13 protein-coding genes and 2 pseudogenes are annotated in these 19,087 nt (G+C 59.9%); 10 read left to right on the top strand and 5 right to left on the bottom strand.

Going from position 1 to position 19,087, the window contains the following annotated elements; translation table 11 throughout:
• Positions 1-611: 611 nt before the first annotated feature.
• Positions 612-2,027 (bottom strand): caspase family protein, encoded by a 1,416-nt coding sequence (locus IVB54_RS41210; protein WP_247777649.1) that lies wholly within the window; start codon positions 2,025-2,027, stop codon positions 612-614.
• Between the two features lie 364 nt (positions 2,028-2,391).
• On the opposite strand from IVB54_RS41210, the gene IVB54_RS41205 reads away from it, so the two are divergent.
• Together IVB54_RS41205 and IVB54_RS41200 are read left to right on the top strand one after the other, a co-directional pair.
• Positions 2,392-3,033 carry an OmpA family protein gene (locus IVB54_RS41205; RefSeq protein ID WP_247367297.1) on the top strand — a complete coding sequence of 214 codons (642 nt, stop codon included), beginning with the start codon at positions 2,392-2,394 and terminating at the stop codon, positions 3,031-3,033.
• Positions 3,034-4,159: 1,126 nt separating this feature from the next.
• Entirely contained in the window at positions 4,160-4,375 is a 216-nt protein-coding gene (locus tag IVB54_RS41200; RefSeq protein ID WP_247367295.1) for a hypothetical protein, read from the top strand.
• 1,034 nt (positions 4,376-5,409) lie between these two features.
• On the opposite strand, the pseudogene IVB54_RS41195 reads toward IVB54_RS41200, so the two are convergent.
• Positions 5,410-5,897: pseudogene (locus IVB54_RS41195) on the bottom strand (NYN domain-containing protein); the annotation flags it as partial.
• A 782-nt stretch (positions 5,898-6,679) separates the two neighbouring features.
• On the opposite strand from IVB54_RS41195, the gene IVB54_RS41190 reads away from it, so the two are divergent.
• The 4 genes from IVB54_RS41190 to IVB54_RS41175 all read left to right on the top strand — a co-directional run bounded on the left by IVB54_RS41190 (position 6,680) and on the right by IVB54_RS41175 (position 10,759).
• Entirely contained in the window at positions 6,680-7,609 is a 930-nt protein-coding gene (locus IVB54_RS41190; RefSeq protein WP_247777618.1) for a metal ABC transporter ATP-binding protein, read from the top strand.
• 50 nt (positions 7,610-7,659) lie between these two features.
• Positions 7,660-8,475, top strand: a complete 816-nt coding sequence (locus tag IVB54_RS41185; protein ID WP_247367300.1) for a metal ABC transporter permease — start codon at positions 7,660-7,662, stop codon at positions 8,473-8,475.
• A complete protein-coding gene (locus tag IVB54_RS41180) occupies positions 8,472-9,410 on the top strand; it encodes a zinc ABC transporter substrate-binding protein (RefSeq protein WP_247777617.1) in 939 nt (312 codons plus the stop codon). The genes IVB54_RS41185 and IVB54_RS41180 overlap by 4 nt, the downstream gene beginning before the upstream one ends.
• Before the next feature lie 83 nt (positions 9,411-9,493).
• A complete protein-coding gene (locus IVB54_RS41175; protein ID WP_247371399.1) occupies positions 9,494-10,759 on the top strand; it encodes a choice-of-anchor tandem repeat NxxGxxAF-containing protein in 1,266 nt (421 codons plus the stop codon).
• Between the two features lie 2 nt (positions 10,760-10,761).
• Here the strand turns inward: IVB54_RS41175 and IVB54_RS41170 are convergent, their stop codons facing one another.
• The gene (locus IVB54_RS41170; RefSeq protein ID WP_247478116.1) at positions 10,762-11,775 is read right to left on the bottom strand and encodes a substrate-binding domain-containing protein; all 1,014 of its coding nucleotides are present in this window, start codon (positions 11,773-11,775) and stop codon (positions 10,762-10,764) included.
• A gap of 34 nt (positions 11,776-11,809) precedes the next feature.
• Positions 11,810-12,829, bottom strand: a complete 1,020-nt coding sequence (locus tag IVB54_RS41165) for a cyclase family protein (RefSeq protein WP_247367280.1) — start codon at positions 12,827-12,829, stop codon at positions 11,810-11,812.
• Positions 12,830-13,894: 1,065 nt separating this feature from the next.
• Between IVB54_RS41165 and IVB54_RS41160 the strand changes: the two genes are divergently transcribed.
• The 3 genes from IVB54_RS41160 to IVB54_RS41150 all read left to right on the top strand — a co-directional run bounded on the left by IVB54_RS41160 (position 13,895) and on the right by IVB54_RS41150 (position 16,468).
• Complete coding sequence (locus IVB54_RS41160) at positions 13,895-14,998, top strand: DUF2336 domain-containing protein (protein WP_247367277.1); 1,104 nt, start codon at positions 13,895-13,897, stop codon at positions 14,996-14,998.
• Entirely contained in the window at positions 14,995-15,318 is a 324-nt protein-coding gene (locus IVB54_RS41155; RefSeq protein ID WP_247367273.1) for a PilZ domain-containing protein, read from the top strand. The genes IVB54_RS41160 and IVB54_RS41155 overlap by 4 nt, the downstream gene beginning before the upstream one ends.
• A 100-nt stretch (positions 15,319-15,418) precedes the next feature.
• Positions 15,419-16,468 carry an HD domain-containing phosphohydrolase gene (locus IVB54_RS41150; RefSeq protein WP_247478114.1) on the top strand — a complete coding sequence of 350 codons (1,050 nt, stop codon included), beginning with the start codon at positions 15,419-15,421 and terminating at the stop codon, positions 16,466-16,468.
• Between the two features lie 312 nt (positions 16,469-16,780).
• Here IVB54_RS41150 and IVB54_RS41145 read toward each other — a convergent pair whose 3' ends face one another.
• Entirely contained in the window at positions 16,781-17,125 is a 345-nt protein-coding gene (locus IVB54_RS41145) for a hypothetical protein (RefSeq protein WP_247478112.1), read from the bottom strand.
• Between the two features lie 1,265 nt (positions 17,126-18,390).
• On the opposite strand from IVB54_RS41145, the pseudogene IVB54_RS41140 reads away from it, so the two are divergent.
• A pseudogene (locus IVB54_RS41140) lies at positions 18,391-18,703 on the top strand (hypothetical protein).
• The last annotated feature ends 384 nt before the right edge of the window (positions 18,704-19,087 follow it).

Here is a 19,087-nt window from a genome sequence, read left to right as displayed (position 1 = left end):
GCACTCGGCCGGCCTGCAGCATCGACCTACGTGAGCACGAACTGCTGAAGAAGCGTCCGCTTTTTTCCGTCCCTGCGACCACAATGGAGCTTGGTCTTTCAAGGCCCACTCTGGCTAAGGCGATTGAGCATCTTGCAAAACCAGGCATCGTCCGAGAAATCACTGCGAAGTAGCGGCGCCGTGTCTATGCTTCGGGTCGCCGATGCCAAGTTCACCGAGTTGTTAGCGCGTCGGGTCTTTCTTTGGCTGCGGTCGGTCGACCTCAAAATGCCCGTCATCCTGCGCAATTGCGCAATATTGATCACAAGCTGATCTGGAAGGCGCGAGCCTACCACAGCGTTATGCAGATTACTGCGGCGTACGCCGAATGGATACGTTTGGAGTAAGCAGCATTTGGATAAATCGGCGGGTCGCAGCACATCAGCTACTTAACACTGAATTCGATCGTCATCCTGCCGGCAATGGATGCCAGCGGTTCAATCTGGTCTCCCCACCGGGTCCACAGACCAGAGTTTCAATTTCTAGCACGAGGGGCGCAAGCTTCCCTAAGTATTGCGGCCCTCGCTTTGGAATGATCTTAAAACTTGAACCTGAGGTCCTTGATCACCGTGTTACCGTCGAAACATACCGCGCATCATACCTCCGAAAAGCTGCCCCGGACCTGCAAACGCTCCGCCACCGCCCCCGCCCCCGCCACCGCCGCCGCTCCGGCGCGCTCGCCGGGCGGGCTTGTCCTCGGAAGGTTCGTCGCTGCTTCCCGAGTTGCTCGCAACAATCTCCCCAAGTAACGCCTTGTGCTGGAGCTTGTTGAGATAGCCGGTCGAGGGATAGCCGCGGGCGGCCTGCCATCGTTTGAGGACCGAGCGGGTATCTCCGTTGAATGCACCAGTGACCTTGTTGTCAAACCCGAGCCCGTTGAGGCGACGCTGCACGTCGCGGCGTTGACCCTTGTCGAGGCCGATCTGATCCTCGGTGAGCTGGCTGGCATCATCGGTGAAGGTAGCAGGATCGACACCGGAGGTAAGGTTACGGGCTGTGGTCGACGGGCCGTTCTCGATGGCAGCGAGCCGCGCCAGCGCCAACGCCGTGAACTGACCGTTTGGATATGCCGAAATATATGCGTTGAGTTCTTCGGGCTTGTTGGTCTCTTTCACCGAGCGCCAGTACTCAAGCTCGATGCCGTCGGAATGACTGCTGGTGCTGGCGGCCGGTGCGCTGGTGGAAGTGCTCGGTGCGGCGTTGGCGAGCTGAGTCTGCTGCGCTGGATTGAGGTAGACGGCACCGATCAGGTTGGTGTGGCCCCAGGGAAGCTGACCTTTTTGCGTTTCCTCGTTGACCTGCGCGCGGACTGAGGTCATCGCCTGCTGGATCTCGACCCCCGGCTTGGCGATGTTGTCGACCAGCGCGCGGGTGAAGGGGCTATTGTTGCCCTCCTGGCCGTCGAGCGCTGTCTGGCCTGGGCCAGTTGCAAACGCGATCAGAGTGCCTTCGCCGGACTTCATTTCGGCCAAGCCACTCTGCACGTTGACGCTGCGGGTGGTTGAGTTGGCCTTGATCTTGGCAGCGAACGGATTGTCTCGGCAGGCATCGAGAAAGACCAGCTTGACTTTGGCGTCGCTCATGGTCTGGTCGAGGGTCACGTCGATATTGATGGCCGCGCCAAGCTTGACGTCCATCTCGGACTTGATGTCGGCGTCGACGGGCAGCAAATAGTTGCTGCCGTCAACCGCGATTCCGTGGCCGGCATAATAGAACACGGCGACGTCGGAGCCCTGTGTTTTGCGGCCGAAGTCCAGCAGCTTCGCGGTCATCTGATCGCGGGTGAGGTTCGAGCCTTCGATTACCTCGAAGCCGACATTGCGCAGCGTCGCCGCCATCGCCTTGGCGTCGATCGGCGGGTTGGGCAATGGCGTCACGTGTCTGTAGGCGCCGTTGCCGACGACGAAGGCGACGCGCTTCTCAGCAAGGGCTGCATTCGCGCTCGCTAGAAGAGCTGCTGCCGTTGATGTTGCGATCAAAAAGCGCATGAATGTTGCAAATAAGAAGCGCATGATCGTGTCTCCTCGCTTGCCGCAAATGATGCTCCATTCCCGCCAACTGGACAGTTGAGTGCAATACTGAACCGATCCCGGAGAGCGGATTGTGATCTAGATCACGCCGGTATCGTGGGCCTTGATCGAACTGGCTTGCGCGCTCTCCCAGACCTGCAAGCTTATTCTTCGTGAACGCGGCCGCCAAGGGCCAAGCTCAAGGGAGAGCGGTGCTGAAGCCAATGCGAACGTCGCCCAATCGAAAACTAATTGTTGTGTGCGTGACGTGGGTCACAGTCTGGCTCCAGGATGCATCTATGCTGACCACAGCAACTGAACATTGTTACCAGGGGATACGATCATGACGCGTTTTCATCGGCTTTCTGCAATCAAGGCGATTACGCTCGGTGCTGCATTCTCGATGACAGCAGGATTTGCGCTCGCCGGGGAGGTCAACGTCTCGGCCGAGCAGATCTTCTCTGCCCTGAAGCCGAAACCGCTGACCCGCAGCCTTTCTGTTTCTCCGCAAGCGGACCCGTCTGCAAAGGCGCACACAGATGCCGTCCTGGACACCGTTCGTAACCGCAAGACCCGCTCCCTGTCGTCGAGTGAACGCGAGGAGATCGCGGAGATCGCCTCGACCAAGCCAAATATCGATCTGGAGATCAAGTTTGACTTCAACTCAGCCGCCATCAGTCCGGTCTCCCTGACCTCCGTCGAGGCGCTGGGGAAGGCCCTCTCGGATCCGAGCCTGAAAGGTTCCGTTTTTGTGGTCGCCGGGCACACCGATGCGATTGGCAGTGATGCCTTCAATCAGGATCTTTCGGAGCGACGAGCCGACGCCATCAAACGCTATCTGGTCGAGCACTACGGTCTCTCCGGCAGCGATCTCGTTACCGTCGGCTATGGCGAGACTAGGCTGAAGGATTCAGATCATCCTGACGCTGCGGTCAACCGCCGGGTCCAGGTCGTCAATATGGAAACGAAGACCGCTTCAAAATGAAATGTCCCAGTCTGATCGAGACTTCGAGCAGCTAGGCGCCTTCGAGGTCGCTCCGTCCTCTCGGCGTGAGTGCCAGCTTGCACCACAAAAGTTCATTTGGGAGATTTCGCATGAAAACGACCCCTGCCAGATTAGCGATCGCAACTATGCTTCTTGCCGCAACCTATGCACAAAGTCGTGCGGAAGATGCTGTGCTTCCTGCGCCTCCGGCAACGCCTGCCGCGAGCGCGCCCGCTGCAGAAGCTAACACTCGGCCCCCGGGCGGATCGCCGCCTGCCTCGGTGCCGCGCCCGTCGCTGGTGCCAAACACCACCGATACAGCGTCCGAAAAGCCGACCATCACGGCAGCGCGTCCCTACCGACGGCATGTATACCGCCGCTCCCAACGCTATGCCTATTGGGAGCCGTTTCCGCTTTATTTGCCGCACGTTTTCCACCAGCGGGTCCACTGGTCGCGCGTCCGCTGGTTTGGCTTGTAGCGCTGGAACTCGAATCTCGGGAAGGTCGGCACCACGATCACCATTCAGGGAGAATGCGATCGAGAACGGCAAACAGACCCTGCAAAGTGCCGTGCTGCTGCTCGCCCGCTCGCCCGTCATTGCGACCAACAGCTGAGCGACTTCACGCTGCCGCAGGAGATTGTTGCCGAGCTCAAATCCCACGCAATCGAGGCGCCAGACATCTTGCGCAGCGAGATGGGCACTTATGGTGCACGAAGTGCTGCGCCCCAAGATCAGCGACGGGACGGATGTCGGTGTTCCCTCCTCTCGACCTAGGAGCGATATTCTCAGTGGTTTCCGTTCAAGCGCCGCAGTGCAAAGGCGCACGACGAGGCACGTAGCTGGACGGCAACTTGGCTAGGTGTGCTGCTGATGATGCTTCGTGGTTTCTCAATCCCGAGCTCGAGCCGCACGCTTCTGCACGCGGTGAGATTAAGCCAGTGCGGTAGCGCAATAGGTTAGGCACGAACGCGCGCCGCCGCGCGATCGCTGCAGGTATAGCCGAATTGCCAGGTACAAAGGTTCCGCGCGCCTGCACCTAGTTTGCCCACCGCCTTAGACGGACATTCGATTACGATGACGGTCCCCCGTTGGGATCGGATTGCGTAATGCGGTACAAAGCATTCGTGGTGGACAGCAGCCGGCAACTGATCTGCGTCGCGAAGCTCGACGGCATTGACGAGCAGGCGGCGAGGCGTCGAGCCGAGCAAATGCATGGCGAGCACGACGTTGAGCTTTGGGAAGGCGATCGATTTGTTGCCGTGTTCCGAGGTGCAACGACGAACGAAAATCGGGGTGGCCGCGCGATCCTGAATAGACGGCCGGTCTCGCTGCCGAGTTGACGTTCGAACATTGTGAGGCACGCCGGCCTGGCAGGTTGCCGACATGTCGCAGGGCCACAGTCGCTGAGGCTCGCTACTGCGCGATGAAGGCGCCAGTCTTCCGCCAAATAATGGCAGATGCGAGGATGAATCGCGCGAGTGAGCCAACGCAAGCCACCCTTCGGGCCCGGCGGGTCTCTAAGCGCCTCTTGCTCTGCTGCCCGCTTTGGTACGCCGTCTTCTGCCGATTGCTCGCGCTTCTACATGTCGGAGCTTACTTCGAAGCTTCTCCACCTCTCTAAGCCCCGCCAGAAGCGCTTGGAGTCGTTCATTCAGAACAGCACAAGTATAAATCTGACGCATACTGGACATGACCGGCCTCAAATTATGACTTGAACTAAGAAGTCGATATAAAGAGTAAGGACGAAAAACCGCTCGGCCGACCCCTCAGTGAGCCAAAGCCGCAGCCGCCAGATGCTCCCAGTACTCTGCCTCAGCGAGCAGCTTCCAGCTTCTCTCAGATTGGTGCGCGGCACTCTGCCGGCAAAGCAACGCCATTGCGCGAAAGCGGCGGGCAGCTTCCATTCCAACCTCCCATGTTTTCCCCAAGCATATTTTTCAATTTTGCGATGGAGTCATCATGATTATCGAAGATAACCAATTTGTCGTTTAGCGGCAGCCAGTATAGGTTCCGCAACGAAGCTGACCGGCACTGGTTTCAGTTTGGGTTTCACCTCAGTTTCGGATGCTACTTGCTAGGGCTTTGTTGCGTGCTAAAGCGCGCCCGGCATCATCGCGCGCGTGTCGAGGAGCCGCGAAACGCAACGCGACCATGCGAAGCTCGCGAGCAAGCAGCGCAATGTCAGAATCCGAACCGACCGGCCGCCAAGACTATCCTCTAATTCGTCCGTTCCTGAGAACCGAACCATATTGGCGATCAGCCCGGCGCAAATGCCGGCTTATTCGCCGCGCCTTGTCTCCGGGGCCACGTGCGCCGGCACCGAGCTTGTACTAATGACTGGATCGCGCCACGGGGGGCTCACTCCTCGAGCACGCTATCCCTTGAGCCCCGCGACGGTCTCGCGCCGCGGGAATTGCTGCTGATAGCGCGACTCGCGTTCGCGCGGAGCCGGGCGTTCGGACGGGTCCCGACCGATCTTAGCTTGGAGCTCGACAAGGTCGGTGAAGACGTCGGCTTGGCGGCGCAACTCATCGGCGGCTGGGTGGCCACGGTGGACACCACGGTAACCCGCACGCCCTGGCGCTGCACGGCCTCGACCAGCGAGCGGAAGTCGCCGTCACCGGAGAACAGAACCATCTGGTCGATATGCTCGGCGAGCTCCATAGCATCAACGGCAAGCTCGATGTCCATGTTGCCCTTGACCTTGCGGCGGCCGCCGGCGTCGATGAACTCCTTAGTCGGCTTGGTGACGACGCTGTAGCCGTTGTAGTCGAGCCAATCGATCAGCGGCCGGATCGAGGAGAATTCTTGGTCCTCGATAATGGCGGTGTAGTAGAACGCGCGTAGAAGCGTACCGCGACTACCTAGGGACCATTAGCCTTCAAAAAGATTAATTCGGTAGACCTCGCGGCTGGGTCAGCCTTCCGGTATTCTCGCCCTGCTCGCAATTTTGTGCAGCGCAATGGCTGGCCAACTCACCCGTGCCCACAATCCTTGAAGCACCGACAAGAAAGCGAGCCGCACACGCGCGGCCCTCCTCACTTGTTAGCCTTCTTCATCGTCATCATCAGCGACTCTGTCCTCGTGTTCGACCTCCTCGTCAACGTTGGCTTCTACTTCATTCTCATCCTTGAAATCGACCTCTAGGGGCGACCGATCGTCCTCTAATCCCGTTCAGCTTTCTTAAGAGTGGTTCAAGCCCCTCTGAACGGCTCCGTGTAGCCTCAGCCTGCTTTAAAGGCTGATCGGCGGCGCAGTTTCTTGATCCTTTTGTGCGGTCGGCTGTTTCGTTTGCAGCCTTGGCCTTCAGGTCGTACGGATCGCCAATGACGAGGAGTAAGGTCGAAGCCGTGGAAGGGCGGCTTGCTTTGGTGTCGGTCCCGGCAATCAGCTCCCTCTTCACTGCCGGGCCGAACGTACGCGACGTCCAGGCGCTCAAGGGCATTCGGCATGTCCAGTTCGATTGCGCCATGACTACTTCGGTCGCGGGCAGCGGCGCGGATCTCTTGGCGGCTGCAGCAATAGCACCTAGTCCGGCCACTCCAAGCAGGACCATCCTAATCACGTGGCGGCTCCATGGGACAGGATTGACCCACCTAGTTGCGTTCCCTAGACTACTTCTGACATGTTCACCGGGACGTGTAATGGCCAATTCTTCGGATCCCGCGCGACGACGTTGGTCTGATCTCGCGGTGCTCGGGCTGGTGCGCGCCGGCACCGCATCTCTCAGGCAATCATTTGCCGTCTTGCTCGCGCCGCTTGGAGATAACGCGCAAGCTGCCTTCGCCCGTCTTTTCGACAACGGCTACCATCCCAACGCATCCGAAGAACACACTCGCCGGCTGGAAGGAATCTCGGTTCGCAATCTTTCAGTTCGATATGGTGATAGATACGCGTTTGAGAGCTTGACTGGCAATTTTGCGCCCGCGAGCCTCACAGCTGTCGTCGGCCCAAACGGCGCCGGGAAGAGCTCGCTCCTGAAAGCGCTCGCCGGGATCCTTAGGCCTGCCGCCGGTGAGGTCACTTGCGCCGCTGTTGAGCGCCATCGTCTGGCGTATCTCCCGCAGCGGGACGAACTCGACCGCGGCTTTCCGATCACGGTCGCAGAACTCGTGGCGCTGGGCGATTGGCGCAATTTCGGTGCGCTCCGCAAGCCGCCCCGGCGCCTCGCGGCGAGCGTCTACGAAGCAATCGCGGCCGTCGGCCTCTCAAGCCTCGCAGATCAGCAAATCTCTGAACTTTCCGTTGGCCAGTTCCAGCGGGCTCTGTTTGCACGGCTGCTCCTGCAGGACACCGACGTCATCTTGCTCGATGAGCCCTTCGCCTCGCTCGACGAGAACACGACCCAGGATCTGCTGCCTATCCTACAACGTTGGCGGACAGAAGGACGCACCGTCGTGGCGGTGCTGCATGATCTCGACCAGGTACGCCGATATTTCCCCTCGACCCTTCTGCTGGCGCGTTCGCCCATCGCATGGGGGGAAACCTCGGTTTCGCTTTCGGTCGACAATCTTGCGCGAGCAAAGCAAGCGCTAAATCCGCCAGAGAGCGCGCACATCGGATTGGTCGCGTGAGTGGACAGATCCTAGGCGTTTTGATCGATCCATTCGCGTCATTCGGATTCATGCGAATCGCACTCGTCGCGTGCTTCGCGCTCGCTTTGGCAAATGGGCCCATGGGTACACTTCTGCTCATGCGCCGCGAGAGCCTGGACGGAAACGTATTGTCGCATGCCGTCATGCCTGGCGCTGCGCTCGGCTTTCTTTACGCTGGCTATTCCCTGGCCGCTCTGACAATCGGGGGTCTGCTAACCGGGCTTGCGGTTGCGGCCCTCGCCGCACTTTCGGCAGGCTCGAGGTGGCAGCGCCAAGACTCAAACTTGATCGCCTTCTATCTGATATGTCTCTCATTCGGCGTCCTGATCGTCGCCGCACGCAGCAGCCAAGCCGACTTGGTGCACGTTCTTTTCGGCACGGTGCTTGCGGTCGACGTGAAGGCGTTGCTGCTAATGGCCAGCATCAGCAGCGCGACCATGCTCGTTGTGGCTGCGCTCTATCGACCCCTGGTGGTGGAATCCTTCGACCCCGCTTTCCTACGCGCTGTCGGGGGTGGCGGCGGCGCATTCCGCGCGATTTTCGTCACGCTCGTGGTTCTCAATCTCGTCGCCAGTTTCCAGGCCTTTGGCACGTTGCTTGCGATTGGCCCGATGCTGCTGCCCGCCGCCGCGGCGCGCTGCTGGACAAACAAAGTATTCCCGATGATTGTCCTTGCGACGGTCTTGGGAATGGCTGCGGCGCTTGTCGGGCTCCTCATTTCCTACTACGCGAATCTGCCCTCGGGGCCTGTCATTGTGATCAGCGCGGGAGTGATCTACGGCATGTCGCTGCTGGCGGCTGGCCGAACATGGCTTAAACCCGAGGGCCTTAGGAAAAAGCCATGAAAAGCGATCTTTCAATCCGCGCTCGGTTCCGCGTTGTTCTTGCCAGCGTTTCGATATTGCTCGGCGCCAGCACGGCCGGCGCGGAAGACAGGATCAAGGTAGTGGCGACATTCAGCGTGATCGGTGACATGGTCGCCAATGTTGCCGGCGATAAGGTCGATCTTGTCACCCTGGTCGGGCCGGCCGGCGACACCGAACTTTTCAAGCCGTCACTCGCCGACGGCAAAAATGTCGCCGAAGCCAAGATCGTCTTCATGAACGATCTCAATGACCAGTTCGAACCCTGGCTCGAGCCCCTGCTGAAACAGGTCAAGTTCAGCGGTGCCAAAATCATCGTCAGCAGGGGCGCGAAGACACATACTTCGACGGAGGAACGCGGACCGCGCAGCAAATTTGGGGAGGAAGAGATCGACCAGCACGCCTGGCTCGACCCGAAGAACGGTGTCATCTACGTCCGGAACATCGCAACCGCCCTGGCAAAAAGCGATCCAGGCAATGCCGCGGAATATCGTGCGCGCGCGGATGCCTACATCAAGGAATTGCAGGCTGTCGACGGCTGGGCGAAGGCCGAGATCGCCGCGTTGCCGGCCGCAAAGCGGCGTGTTCTGGCCTCGCACGATTCGTTGCAATATCTGGCGAAGGCCTACGGCATTACGCTGCTGTCCATCAATGGTTGGACCAACAACAGCGAGCCGTCCGCGGCTGAGCTGGCGCGACTCACCCGACAGATCCAGCAGGAGGGCATACACGCGCTGTTCCTCGACAGCATCACCGATCCGCGCGCCATGCAGCAAGTGGCCAAGGAGACCGGAGCCTCGATTGGCGGTACTCTCTACGGTGACGCCCTTTCCAAGCCAGGCGAGGAAGCCGACAGTTATCTGAAGATGCTCCGTCATGATGTGACGGCGCTCAAAGCCGGCATGATGAAGAACTGACGGAAATGGATGTCCCCCAACGGTCGCCTTTCCGCGGAGCATTGCTTGCTAGCGCGCGTTCCCGCCTAGCGGTGGCAGGTGCGGTGGTCGTATCCCTTTGGATCGCGGTGTTATGGGCCAGTCTGTCAGAACCCACCCGCAAGGCTGAAGCGCCAACGACCTCTCAAGTAGTCAATGCGTTGCGGCTGGTCGTCGCCTCCGGACAGGCCGCGCCCGGTGGCGGCAGCTTCGATCGATTCGACGTCGGCTCGCAGCCGATCGTTGCGCCCGTCAACAGTCGAGGCCAAATTGCGTTTTACGCAAGCCTCGCGCGGGCGAAGGCGGCCGAGGGTATTTTCCTTGCAACCGCCTCGGGGATTACGAAGGCGGCGGCGGTGGGCGATGCGGTGCCGGGAGGTGGCGTGCTGTCCGAATTTGCGCGGCATCCACTTCCCGCGTTGAATGATGCCGGGAAGATTGCATTCGGTGCGAGTGTTGCCGGAGCGCGTGCCAACGAGGGGATTTTTCTGGTTGTGGAAGGCCGCCTTAAAGTGATTGCGCTGAGCGGGACGGACGCGCCGGGTGTGCGAAGCGGCACGTTTGCAGAATTCGATACGCCGGTGCTCAACAATCGCGATGAAATCGCTTTTGTGGGAACGGTCAGGCGAGGCCGGGAAACGCTGCAGGTCTTGTATCTGTATAGCGGGGGCGCATTGCGTAAGCTCGTGGCGAGCGGCGACGTAGCCCCGCGCGGCGGTACTTTTGATCGTTTCGGTCTACCGGCAATCAACAACAAGGGAGTGGTTGCCTTCCCCGCGGTCGTTGAGCACGGGGCGATTTTGGGCGGAATTTTTGTCGTCGGCGCCAGCGGTTTGAACGTTCTTGTGGGCGCGGGAGAGACCGCCCCCGGGGGCCAGATGCTGGTACGGTTTTCTGAGCGGGCTGCGATCGATGATGACGACAACGTAGCCTTCGTCGCCCATCTTGGCTCGAGCGCCGCATCCGAGGCGCTACTGGTTGCGAATGCAGGCGGTTTGACACAATTGGCGGTCACGGGCGAACCGGCGCCCGGCGGCGGTCGCTTTTCCGCCTTCGGCCCTTGGCCGAATTTCGGCCGAGACGGCACCATTGCGTTCGTGGCTGGCGTCGACGACGCGCCTGGTCCCCTCGGTATTTACATCGGAGGCGCCGGAGCCATTCGGCGGGTCGCCATGGTGGGAGACCGTCTTGCCAACGGTGCCTTCCTTCCCGCCCTCGCGCTCAATTCCGTCACCTCGGCAGGATCAGACGGCAGCTTGACATTCGCCACCATGACCAATCCGGAGCAGGGCCGCAATGGCATCTACTATTATGGACCGCCGGGGAGCTGAGGTCAGTTCATGTCAACCGGCGGATATTCGGCAAATACATTCTTCGCCGAAATCAGGACATGTTTGGTGAAAATCTGCGGCGGCACCTGCTCGCCTCGCAGCATCCGCAAGGCGATTGGAAGGATCTCGTAGCCATAGCGGTCGAAAAAATAGGCGACCGACCCCAGAATGACACTTCCGCGATTGGCGGGATCAATCTCCTTCTTTTCGCTGGCGCCGCCATGAATGCTGCGATCAGCACCCTGGCTAACGATGACGCAGTCGCTCATGCGCCCGGCCGTTTCGACCGCAGATTTGGCGGCGAGCGCCGAGGCATCGTCGAGCGCGGCAACAAGTATTTTGCGCCGGGTTTGAGTGGCTAGAAATTTAGCGAGCACGCTCCCGGCGCGAACCGAATGACCGGCACTATCCAATTGCACCGGCGAAAGGTCGGGCAGTTCCTGCCGCAACCCCTCCGTCAAACCCCGAACGCGCGCGGCGACGGCAGCGCCCGGATCGGAGACGTCGCCGAGGATTGCTGCGACCAGGGTCTGATCGGGCCAGGTCTCTTTGGCGAATTTGCCGAGGGCTTGGCCGGCGATCCGGCCTGCCGCGATATTATCGGCGGCATAGAGCGGCGCGCCTGGAATGGAATAATTCACTGCAAGGAAAGGAATGCCCGCCGCTTTCAGTTGGCGTCCGATTTCGGCATTTGCTTTCGCATCGGAATTATACTCGATCAGCAAGTCGACGTTTTTGGAGACGGCATCACGTGCGTTGACGACCGCCTTGTCGGCGTCGCCGCCATTGTCGTAGTAGATCACGTCCAAGGGCAAGCTTCGCGAGGCGAGCTCAAAGCTGCGGCGGATCTCCGCGCCGGTGAAGCCAAGACCATCGATCCGCGTGCCTGGCTCCTCGTTCAAATTAGCAAAGGCCACTCGGAAGCGTCGAGATTCCGCGTCGGCAGCGCGGTGAGCTGAAATTACAGCGAGGGTGGCCAACAAGAATCGACGGCGTCCCATCCGAAACGCCGTCATGGGACCTTGTTCGCTCCACCCTGCCCCAGGCACGCTACCGGATTGCATCGATGTTGACGAAGGTGCCGGTCGTGCCGACCGCCTTCGGCACGGTCATAGAGAGGAAGAAGGTCGCACGTTTGCTGCTCGCCGCCTCAGCGGCGATCAAATCCGTGCGAACGTTCTCGATGATGTGGATGCCATTATCCGTCAGCAGGATCGCGTGGACGGGAAAGGCTTCCATCGCATCCTCGCTAGGGATCACCTCAACCGCCCAGGTGTCGCTTCCGACCAACACCACCTTCTGATCGGCAAGCCATTGCGCAGCGGCTTTGCTAATTCCTGGCTCCGACTTATTGTAATTGGCGTTCTGCGCGGGGAATTGATTGAATAGGTCGCCCCAGCCGGTATGTAGAAAAACGGCATCTCCGTCACGCAGGGTGACGTTGTACATTTTCAAACCAGCCTGAATGTCGGCATCGGTGATCACCGTGCCGCCGTCGAGACATGGCATTCGGCATGCGGCATTGGTTTGCAGTTTTCCCGCGTCCTGGAACACCTTGACCATGTCAATGATCACGCCGCGCGTCGCAAAAGTCTTGAGGTTTTCAAGCCCCAGCTTCTTCAAGCCATTCTGGGTGACGAACTTACCCATCGGCGTCTGATTGTAGTAGCAATCCATGATGCCGATGTGGCCCATGCCGTCGATATGCGTACCGACATGGCTTTGACTGAGATAGGTGTCTTCCATATAGGTCAGTTTGTTTTTGCCGTATTCGGCACCGGGCACGAGCGAGGCGGTCGTCAGCATTGTCTTGGTGAAGCGGGTACCGAACAGAGGCACGCCGTCGACTAGATTGTAGGCCATGGGAACGACAGCGCCGGTTTGGATTTCCGCAGCCGCGGCCTTTGTCACAGCGGGAGTAATGCGATTGGTCGCTCCGATCTGATCGTCTGGACCGAACGGAGAAGGTTTTACCAGAGTCTTGCAATCGCTCTGAGCGTTAGCGATGCCAAAAGTGCCTAAGAGCGCCAATGCCGACAATGCGATGCCAATGATCACGCTGTACTTCATGGTCGCCTCCTTAAGATCTGCAGTTCAGCTGGACTGCTTGGAAGTGCACGATCATGGCAGCCCCAGCGCGCCGTTTCAATCTGCGCGTTCGTGACGGTCGGTAGGTGCCCAAAAGACCGGATGAGCCCTAGCTCCGTTGATTTCGGAGCCGGTGCGACAGCATCGCTGTCGCTTTACGGAGCCAGAACTGAGCGGAAGACGCGCGGGGTCGTATCGCCCCCGTACCGTTAACCGAGCAGGATCAGTTACGACCAGGTCAATGCCCGAGTTGTGTCATTCGAGTCGCTTTGACCACGAGATGACCGCGAGTTCCGCGCTACCCCGTGAGCGGACATTCTCAGGACGGGCGAGCAAGTCTCAAAGGGGCCTGCCGTCCGGTTCTCGCTGCCGCTGCAGGTTCACGAACCCAAGTGTCGAAGGGTGCTGGACGGATGCCGCGGCTCAGGCTGCGGTGATAGCAGCACACAGGCACCTCTTCGACCAACTTCCGCCGCCACTGCAGCGCCAACCGGCTCGACTCGAAAACCGCAAAACGGAGGTTGGCTCTCGGCCCATCGCGACTTATGACCTGCCGCCGCTTCACGAGCGAGGCCCATTGCCGCTCAACCATCTGCATGGAGCAGCAACACCCGCCGCCGCGAGGGATGACGATCGCCGGCCGCCAGCCCCTTTCGTCAAACGATCAGCAGCTCATGGACTTCCATCGCGAATTCGATTGCCATGAAATCGGGCGCAAGCTGGGTCGATGATGCGGAAAGACTTCGGTGGAACTAATGTCGCACCCTGGCAGATTGATCTGCTCGGCTCGCGTCGCCGCAACGTGCGGCGAGAAGCCTACGTTCAACGACCTTGTCGAGCTGCGAAGCCGGTCGATGTCGTTGGAGCAAAGGTTCGGTGTGGGCGCTTCGGTCATCAATGGAAACGGCGCGCCTGCCGATTTCAAGGATACTCCCAAGTAATCACGGTTCCCGATACCCGGGAGACACAGATCATAAACCTATGTTAACAACTTCGGCGCGTGATACGTGTGATTGCATAGTTCCTTTTGACACTAAGGCCCCGCCAATGACGGGAATTGCCGCAGCCGATGTTATTGTCGAGTTGGACGCTACCATTGCGGGGAGCTCATCTGAGCGTTGTGTTCGGATGCTTCGGCGCATCGTGGAGCTGCTTGTCGCCGGGAACGCTCGGTTGCAAGAGCCGCATGTAGACTTGCTGGATGAGGTCCTTGTTCGCCTGATCGCCCGGACGGCCCCCTCCACACTTGTTGAGCTCAGTACAGCTCTTGCAGACCTGCGGGCGGCTCCGAAAAAGACCTTGCGGCGTCTTGCCTCATGCGAAGACGCCGCAATCGCGGTCCCCGTTCTGCGCCAATCTCCGGCCCTGTCGCCGAGGGATCTTATGGGCATCGCGGCGTCCAGCAGCGAGCGTCACCTCCTCGCCATTGCTGACAGGCGCGAGATCGAAATTGTGGTGACGGACGTGCTGCTGCAGCGCGGCAGCAGCAAGGTTTGTCTGGCGCTTATCGGAAATCCAGCGGCGCGATTCTCCGACACCGGCTATTCCATGTTGATCGGCAAGGCCGAGCAGGATGACGAGATCACCAAGGCTCTGGCCTTGAGGCCAGGCACACCGGACATGGTTGTCCGCGCGCTGCTATCGGCATCTCCACCACCAGCAGCCGGCACGAAGGCCGACGCGCGTCCGTGCGCTTTTTCAGGGGCAACCACGTCCTCCGAAATGCCGGTGACGGTGAAGCGCCTTTGCGAGACAGAATATGCTGCTGCGAGGCCGGAGATCGTATCGCTCAACCGCGCCGGCAAGCTGAACGACTCGACCGTTAATCGGTTCGTGATCCGGAGCGAGACCGCCAATCTGTACACCGCGCTGTCGGTGCTGTCCGGAGCACCCGTGGAGGTCGTCGAGCACGTAATGGCGGAGCCCGATTGCGAAGGCTTGGTGATGGCCTGTCGGGCGTCGCGTCTGAATTGGCAGACGACGCTGGCCATCCTCAACAGTCGCGGCCCGCGCCTTTCACTCAGCGGACGCGAACGAGCTCAGGAGCTGTTTGAAAAGCTTCATCTGTCGACCAGCCAATGGTCCGTTCGTTGGGGAGAAATCTCTGCGGGCGCGGATGATCGCACTGTGAAATCGAGAGCGAGCCGATGAAGTTCGACGGTCGCAAGGCCTCTCGGGTACGGATGGACCACAGGCAGGCCGTCAACCTGATGGGCTCCGACGGCACTTGGCGCCGAAGCTGCGTCCTGCTCGACGTCTCGGACACCGGCGCCAAGATCGAGGTCGAAGGATCGGTCGACGTCCTCAAGGCCAAGGAGTTCTTCATGCTGCTATCGTCCACGGGACTGGCCTATCGGCGCTGCGAGTTGGTCTGGATCGACGGAACCATCGCTGGGGTTCACTTCATCCAGGCAGATGGCAAGAAAGCCCCAAAAACGGCCGGCGACAGAGCCTCACCGAAACAGGCTTGAGCCGAGCAGCCTTGTCGAACTCTAATCTGATGCAATGATCGTGCAGAATCTGACGACAAGGCCCAATTCAGACCGGCACCCGACAAAAAGAGGTACAGTCATGTTGGTACATGTCCTGGCTGATACTTCCGATAAGCTCTTCGGGCTCTGCTCGGTCCTTGAAAGGCAGTTCACTGTCGCGGGCGAGCGGCTCGACGTCGAGGCAAAGCTACCGCATGCGCCTGCCGCCGTGGTCATCCGTGCCGATCTACGATCTGTCGAAAACATTGCCGCACTGAAAAGGGGAGCTTTGCGTCTCGCAAAGGCCGGGAAGCGCATCTTCCTCGTCGAGCAAACCTCCCACGTTTGCATCTCGCAGGCCTACGCGCTGGGCGCCACCCTCGTTTTGCCCGGCAAGATTGATCCGACCAAGCTCATGGGCGCGCTGTCTGATCCGGCCGGGAGCGAAGCCCGTTCGCCGTGCGACATCTCGCAGCCTGACGATGCGGTCGAGATCGGGGCCAACGCCATCGCATCGTTGTTCACTTTGGTCACACTCGGAGAGCGGATCGACGTCGACGGCACCAAGGAGGCCGGCCGCATGATCACCAACCGAATTTCCGAGCACGGGCTGTCCGAATGGCTGAAGACCGTGCGGCGCCATCACGAGGGAACCTATCAACACTGCCTGCTCGTGACCGGCATCGCGATAGATTTCGGCCTCAGTCTTGGCGTCCGCAAAAGCGATCTCGAACGGCTCTCTACCGCTGCCATGTTCCACGACATCGGCAAGGCCAGGATTCCCCTGGCTATTCTCGATAAGCCGGGACGGCTCGACAACAACGAGCGCGCGCTGGTCGAGACCCATCCGGCGGTGGGCTATGACGTGCTGAAGGAGCACGGCTCAATTTCTTCCGAAATACTCGATTGCGTCCGGCACCACCACGAATATCTCGACGGCAGCGGCTATCCCGACGGCCTCTGCGCCGAGAACATCACGGACATCGTTCGCATTCTTACCATCTCGGATATCTTTGCGGCGCTGATCGAGCACCGGCAGTACAAGCCGACGATGCCGCGCGAGGCGGCCTACGGCATTCTCTGCGGCATGAATGGAAAGCTGGAAAAGGCGCTCGTATCCTCGTTCAAAGACGTTGCGCTCACCAGATGATTTCGATGCGTTTCGCGGTGCGCCTCATCAGCTTCTCCCTCAAAATCGGGAGCGAATTATAGCAAACCGATAGTCTTTTCACTCCGTCAGGGGCAGTCGCTGATCTAGCGTGAGCATGCGACGAGGTCTGCTGTGGGGTTAAAATGCGGAGAGCTCAACCTGTGAGCAAATCAAGTCCGCCCTGTCGCACTGAGCGGGCATTCATGAGGCCGGACGCTACTTCGCAAAGAGCCATGTGTGGACGGCTCAGGGTTGGCAAGGAGAATCGTCACTTGCGGCGTTGGTCCCGTGCCGCCGCGTAGAGGCGGCCCATCACGCGCGCCGTCTCGAGGCCAAGCGGCCGTAGCCGATGAGGCGACGGACGACCGCACCATTCTTCTGCTCGACGAACGCCTGATCGTTCTTCTTGTACGCGCGCGAGCGTGTGACTTCGAGCTTCTTTTCGCGAGGCCATGGCACGACCGCATCGTTCATGAAGGCATGTCGTTGTCGAAGTCCACCCCGCGCAAGAACCAAGGCGCGCGCGCCGGAAGAGGCTCTGTGCCCGATTGATCGCCCGACGACGAGCGAACCTTCCCGCGTCACCAACGGCAGACACTCCGTCCAGCCCGTGGCGACATCGACCGTCGTCAGGGACTGGATGAACGAGTCAGCCACCGACGCGCCGCCATGAGCGACCATGTCAACCTAGCAGAACCCGGGCGGCGGACTGTTCCGGTCATTGAAGTGCGGATCGGGATCTCGCGCCGGATTGCCGAATACAATTCGGCACGGCGCCGCCTGCCGCCGCTCGCCGCGATCTTCACGTCGGCGAGCAGGCGGTCGATGGTTGCGGCGCTGATGACCAGAACAGTGGAGGACGCAACCCTTCTCCGCCCGTTTGGCCGACCGGTAACGCTCCACCACCGTCGACAACACCTCGCGCCCCGCGCCCATGCTGATCTTTCTCGCCATAGAGGCCACGAACCAGTTTGGTGGCGCTGCTGCAGTCGTCAGCGGAAATTGTCCAGTAACATTCTGCGTGAGGCAATGCGGGTCGAAAGTTCGGCGCTTACTTACATCCGGGTTTGCGGCCATGGACGCGGCCGCTCGCTCGGCCGCGTCCAGATACGGCGCGCGGCGCCGCCCTCACCGGTCATGATCGCCGCCCGAAAAGCTTGATGGAGCGACCACCGCTCAAAGAACGAGGGACGACTGTGGCTGCACCGCGCAAGGGTTGATGGGGCTGCCCGACTAACAAGCAAAAAGGACAGGACCGCGCTCTTATCGCTTGCCAAGGAGGTTTGATATCTTATCGGGCCTAAAACTTTTGATCGATATTGTTTAAGACGCTGCAAATTTAACCGTGCACCGGTGGGGATTTTTATTGATGCAAAGCGATTTAGGGCGCGCCGAGCGTAACGCGGCGAGTGCCGCTGAGATAGAAGAGTTCGCCGCCGAGCCTCTAGCGACCGGCAGCCCCATAGCTGCAAACGATAACAATGAGGACGGGCCCTGGCTGCTCGCTCCATTTTCCTGACGATTGGTACGCGACGTGTTGAAACATGGTCCAAGATAGGGGCCTAGTGCCTTGGCGCGGGTCGCGTCGCGCTCGATCGTCCGCTCCGGCTTGACGGCCTTGGCGGCTGTGTCGGCTGTGAAAGAAGCATCCGGCAACTTGGCGGTCGCTTAACTTTCGACCCTGCTTCGTCGCCGAAGCCCGCCCGCCGACAGCCCTCGGCGGTTCATGCACGGCTTCATAAGCCGCCTTTCGCTTCGCGATCAGCCTCGCCCGTTGCGCCGACGTCAGGTCGCGGCGGATTAGGCTTTCGTCCGTCTAGGCCAGCAGACGACCGCTGACCAACAAGAAGGTACAATGAAAGTTGCGAGAGCAGGAACACTATTAACCGAGGCGAGCCCCGGAAGCGCGCGCACGTCGTCTTTTGCGAGAATGGTTATCTCCGGAACAGCGCGCGCAATTTGATGTCAATGGTTTTTTTTGAAGTCACTGGCTCTCATACCGGGCGGCGATACCGAATTCATCTGGGCACCGTGACTAATGTTTTGGAGCTGGATGAAAAACTGGAGCCTAAGACGGGGTGCTGCTTCCTTCCCGAACGGGCCCTGGCAATTGGCGATGTGATGCTCGCCCAGAAGATCGCGCTCGAAACTGACGAAGCCGCAGTTCTCGCGATCGCGAAGTCGTTTTCTCCGAGACTGCCGTCTGTGCCCCGAGCGATGCGCCGCGCTCACTAGAGCTGATCACGGGCGGGGCCGCCGCTTGTGACGGCGGCAGCCCCTTGCCGCGAACACGCCAGTACGCGAGACGAGGACGACTTCGCGACTGCATCGAGCATCGGCGCCGCTGGCGCCACGCGCAAGAACGTCTGTGCGTTAATGTTAATTGGACCACTTGACGGTGCCTGATGGCGTGAGGGATTGGTTCCGCGCGACGAGCTCTTCAACAGTTTGCACAGTCCGCGCTAATTTGGACGGCAAGTGCTGCGCGTGTGCCGCATCCGTCGGCTCAGATATAAATGCAGTCTTTACGAGAAAGCTGTTCAATCCCGATGTGACCAGAAGATGTGTCAGAGTGTTGCGAGCGCAAGTGCGTGATCTGTCGTCGCATCTCAACTAGAT

This window comes from Bradyrhizobium sp. CW1 (assembly GCF_023100665.1).
Lineage (GTDB): Bacteria > Pseudomonadota > Alphaproteobacteria > Rhizobiales > Xanthobacteraceae > Bradyrhizobium > Bradyrhizobium canariense_D.
This window is presented reverse-complemented; position numbering and strand designations above follow the sequence as displayed.

What these genes read in the sequence shown, in the direction of transcription:
- IVB54_RS41210 (WP_247777649.1), bottom strand. Translation starts at nt 2,027, where the DNA reads ATGCGCTTTTTGATCGCAACATCAACGGCAGCAGCTCTTCTAGCGAGC.
- IVB54_RS41205 (WP_247367297.1), top strand. Translation starts at nt 2,392, where the DNA reads ATGACGCGTTTTCATCGGCTTTCTGCAATCAAGGCGATTACGCTCGGT.
- IVB54_RS41190 (WP_247777618.1), top strand. Translation starts at nt 6,680, where the DNA reads ATGGCCAATTCTTCGGATCCCGCGCGACGACGTTGGTCTGATCTCGCG.
- IVB54_RS41185 (WP_247367300.1), top strand. Translation starts at nt 7,660, where the DNA reads ATGCGAATCGCACTCGTCGCGTGCTTCGCGCTCGCTTTGGCAAATGGG.
- IVB54_RS41180 (WP_247777617.1), top strand. Translation starts at nt 8,472, where the DNA reads ATGAAAAGCGATCTTTCAATCCGCGCTCGGTTCCGCGTTGTTCTTGCC.
- IVB54_RS41170 (WP_247478116.1), bottom strand. Translation starts at nt 11,775, where the DNA reads ATGACGGCGTTTCGGATGGGACGCCGTCGATTCTTGTTGGCCACCCTC.
- IVB54_RS41165 (WP_247367280.1), bottom strand. Translation starts at nt 12,829, where the DNA reads ATGAAGTACAGCGTGATCATTGGCATCGCATTGTCGGCATTGGCGCTC.
- IVB54_RS41160 (WP_247367277.1), top strand. Translation starts at nt 13,895, where the DNA reads ATGACGGGAATTGCCGCAGCCGATGTTATTGTCGAGTTGGACGCTACC.
- IVB54_RS41155 (WP_247367273.1), top strand. Translation starts at nt 14,995, where the DNA reads ATGAAGTTCGACGGTCGCAAGGCCTCTCGGGTACGGATGGACCACAGG.
- IVB54_RS41150 (WP_247478114.1), top strand. Translation starts at nt 15,419, where the DNA reads ATGTTGGTACATGTCCTGGCTGATACTTCCGATAAGCTCTTCGGGCTC.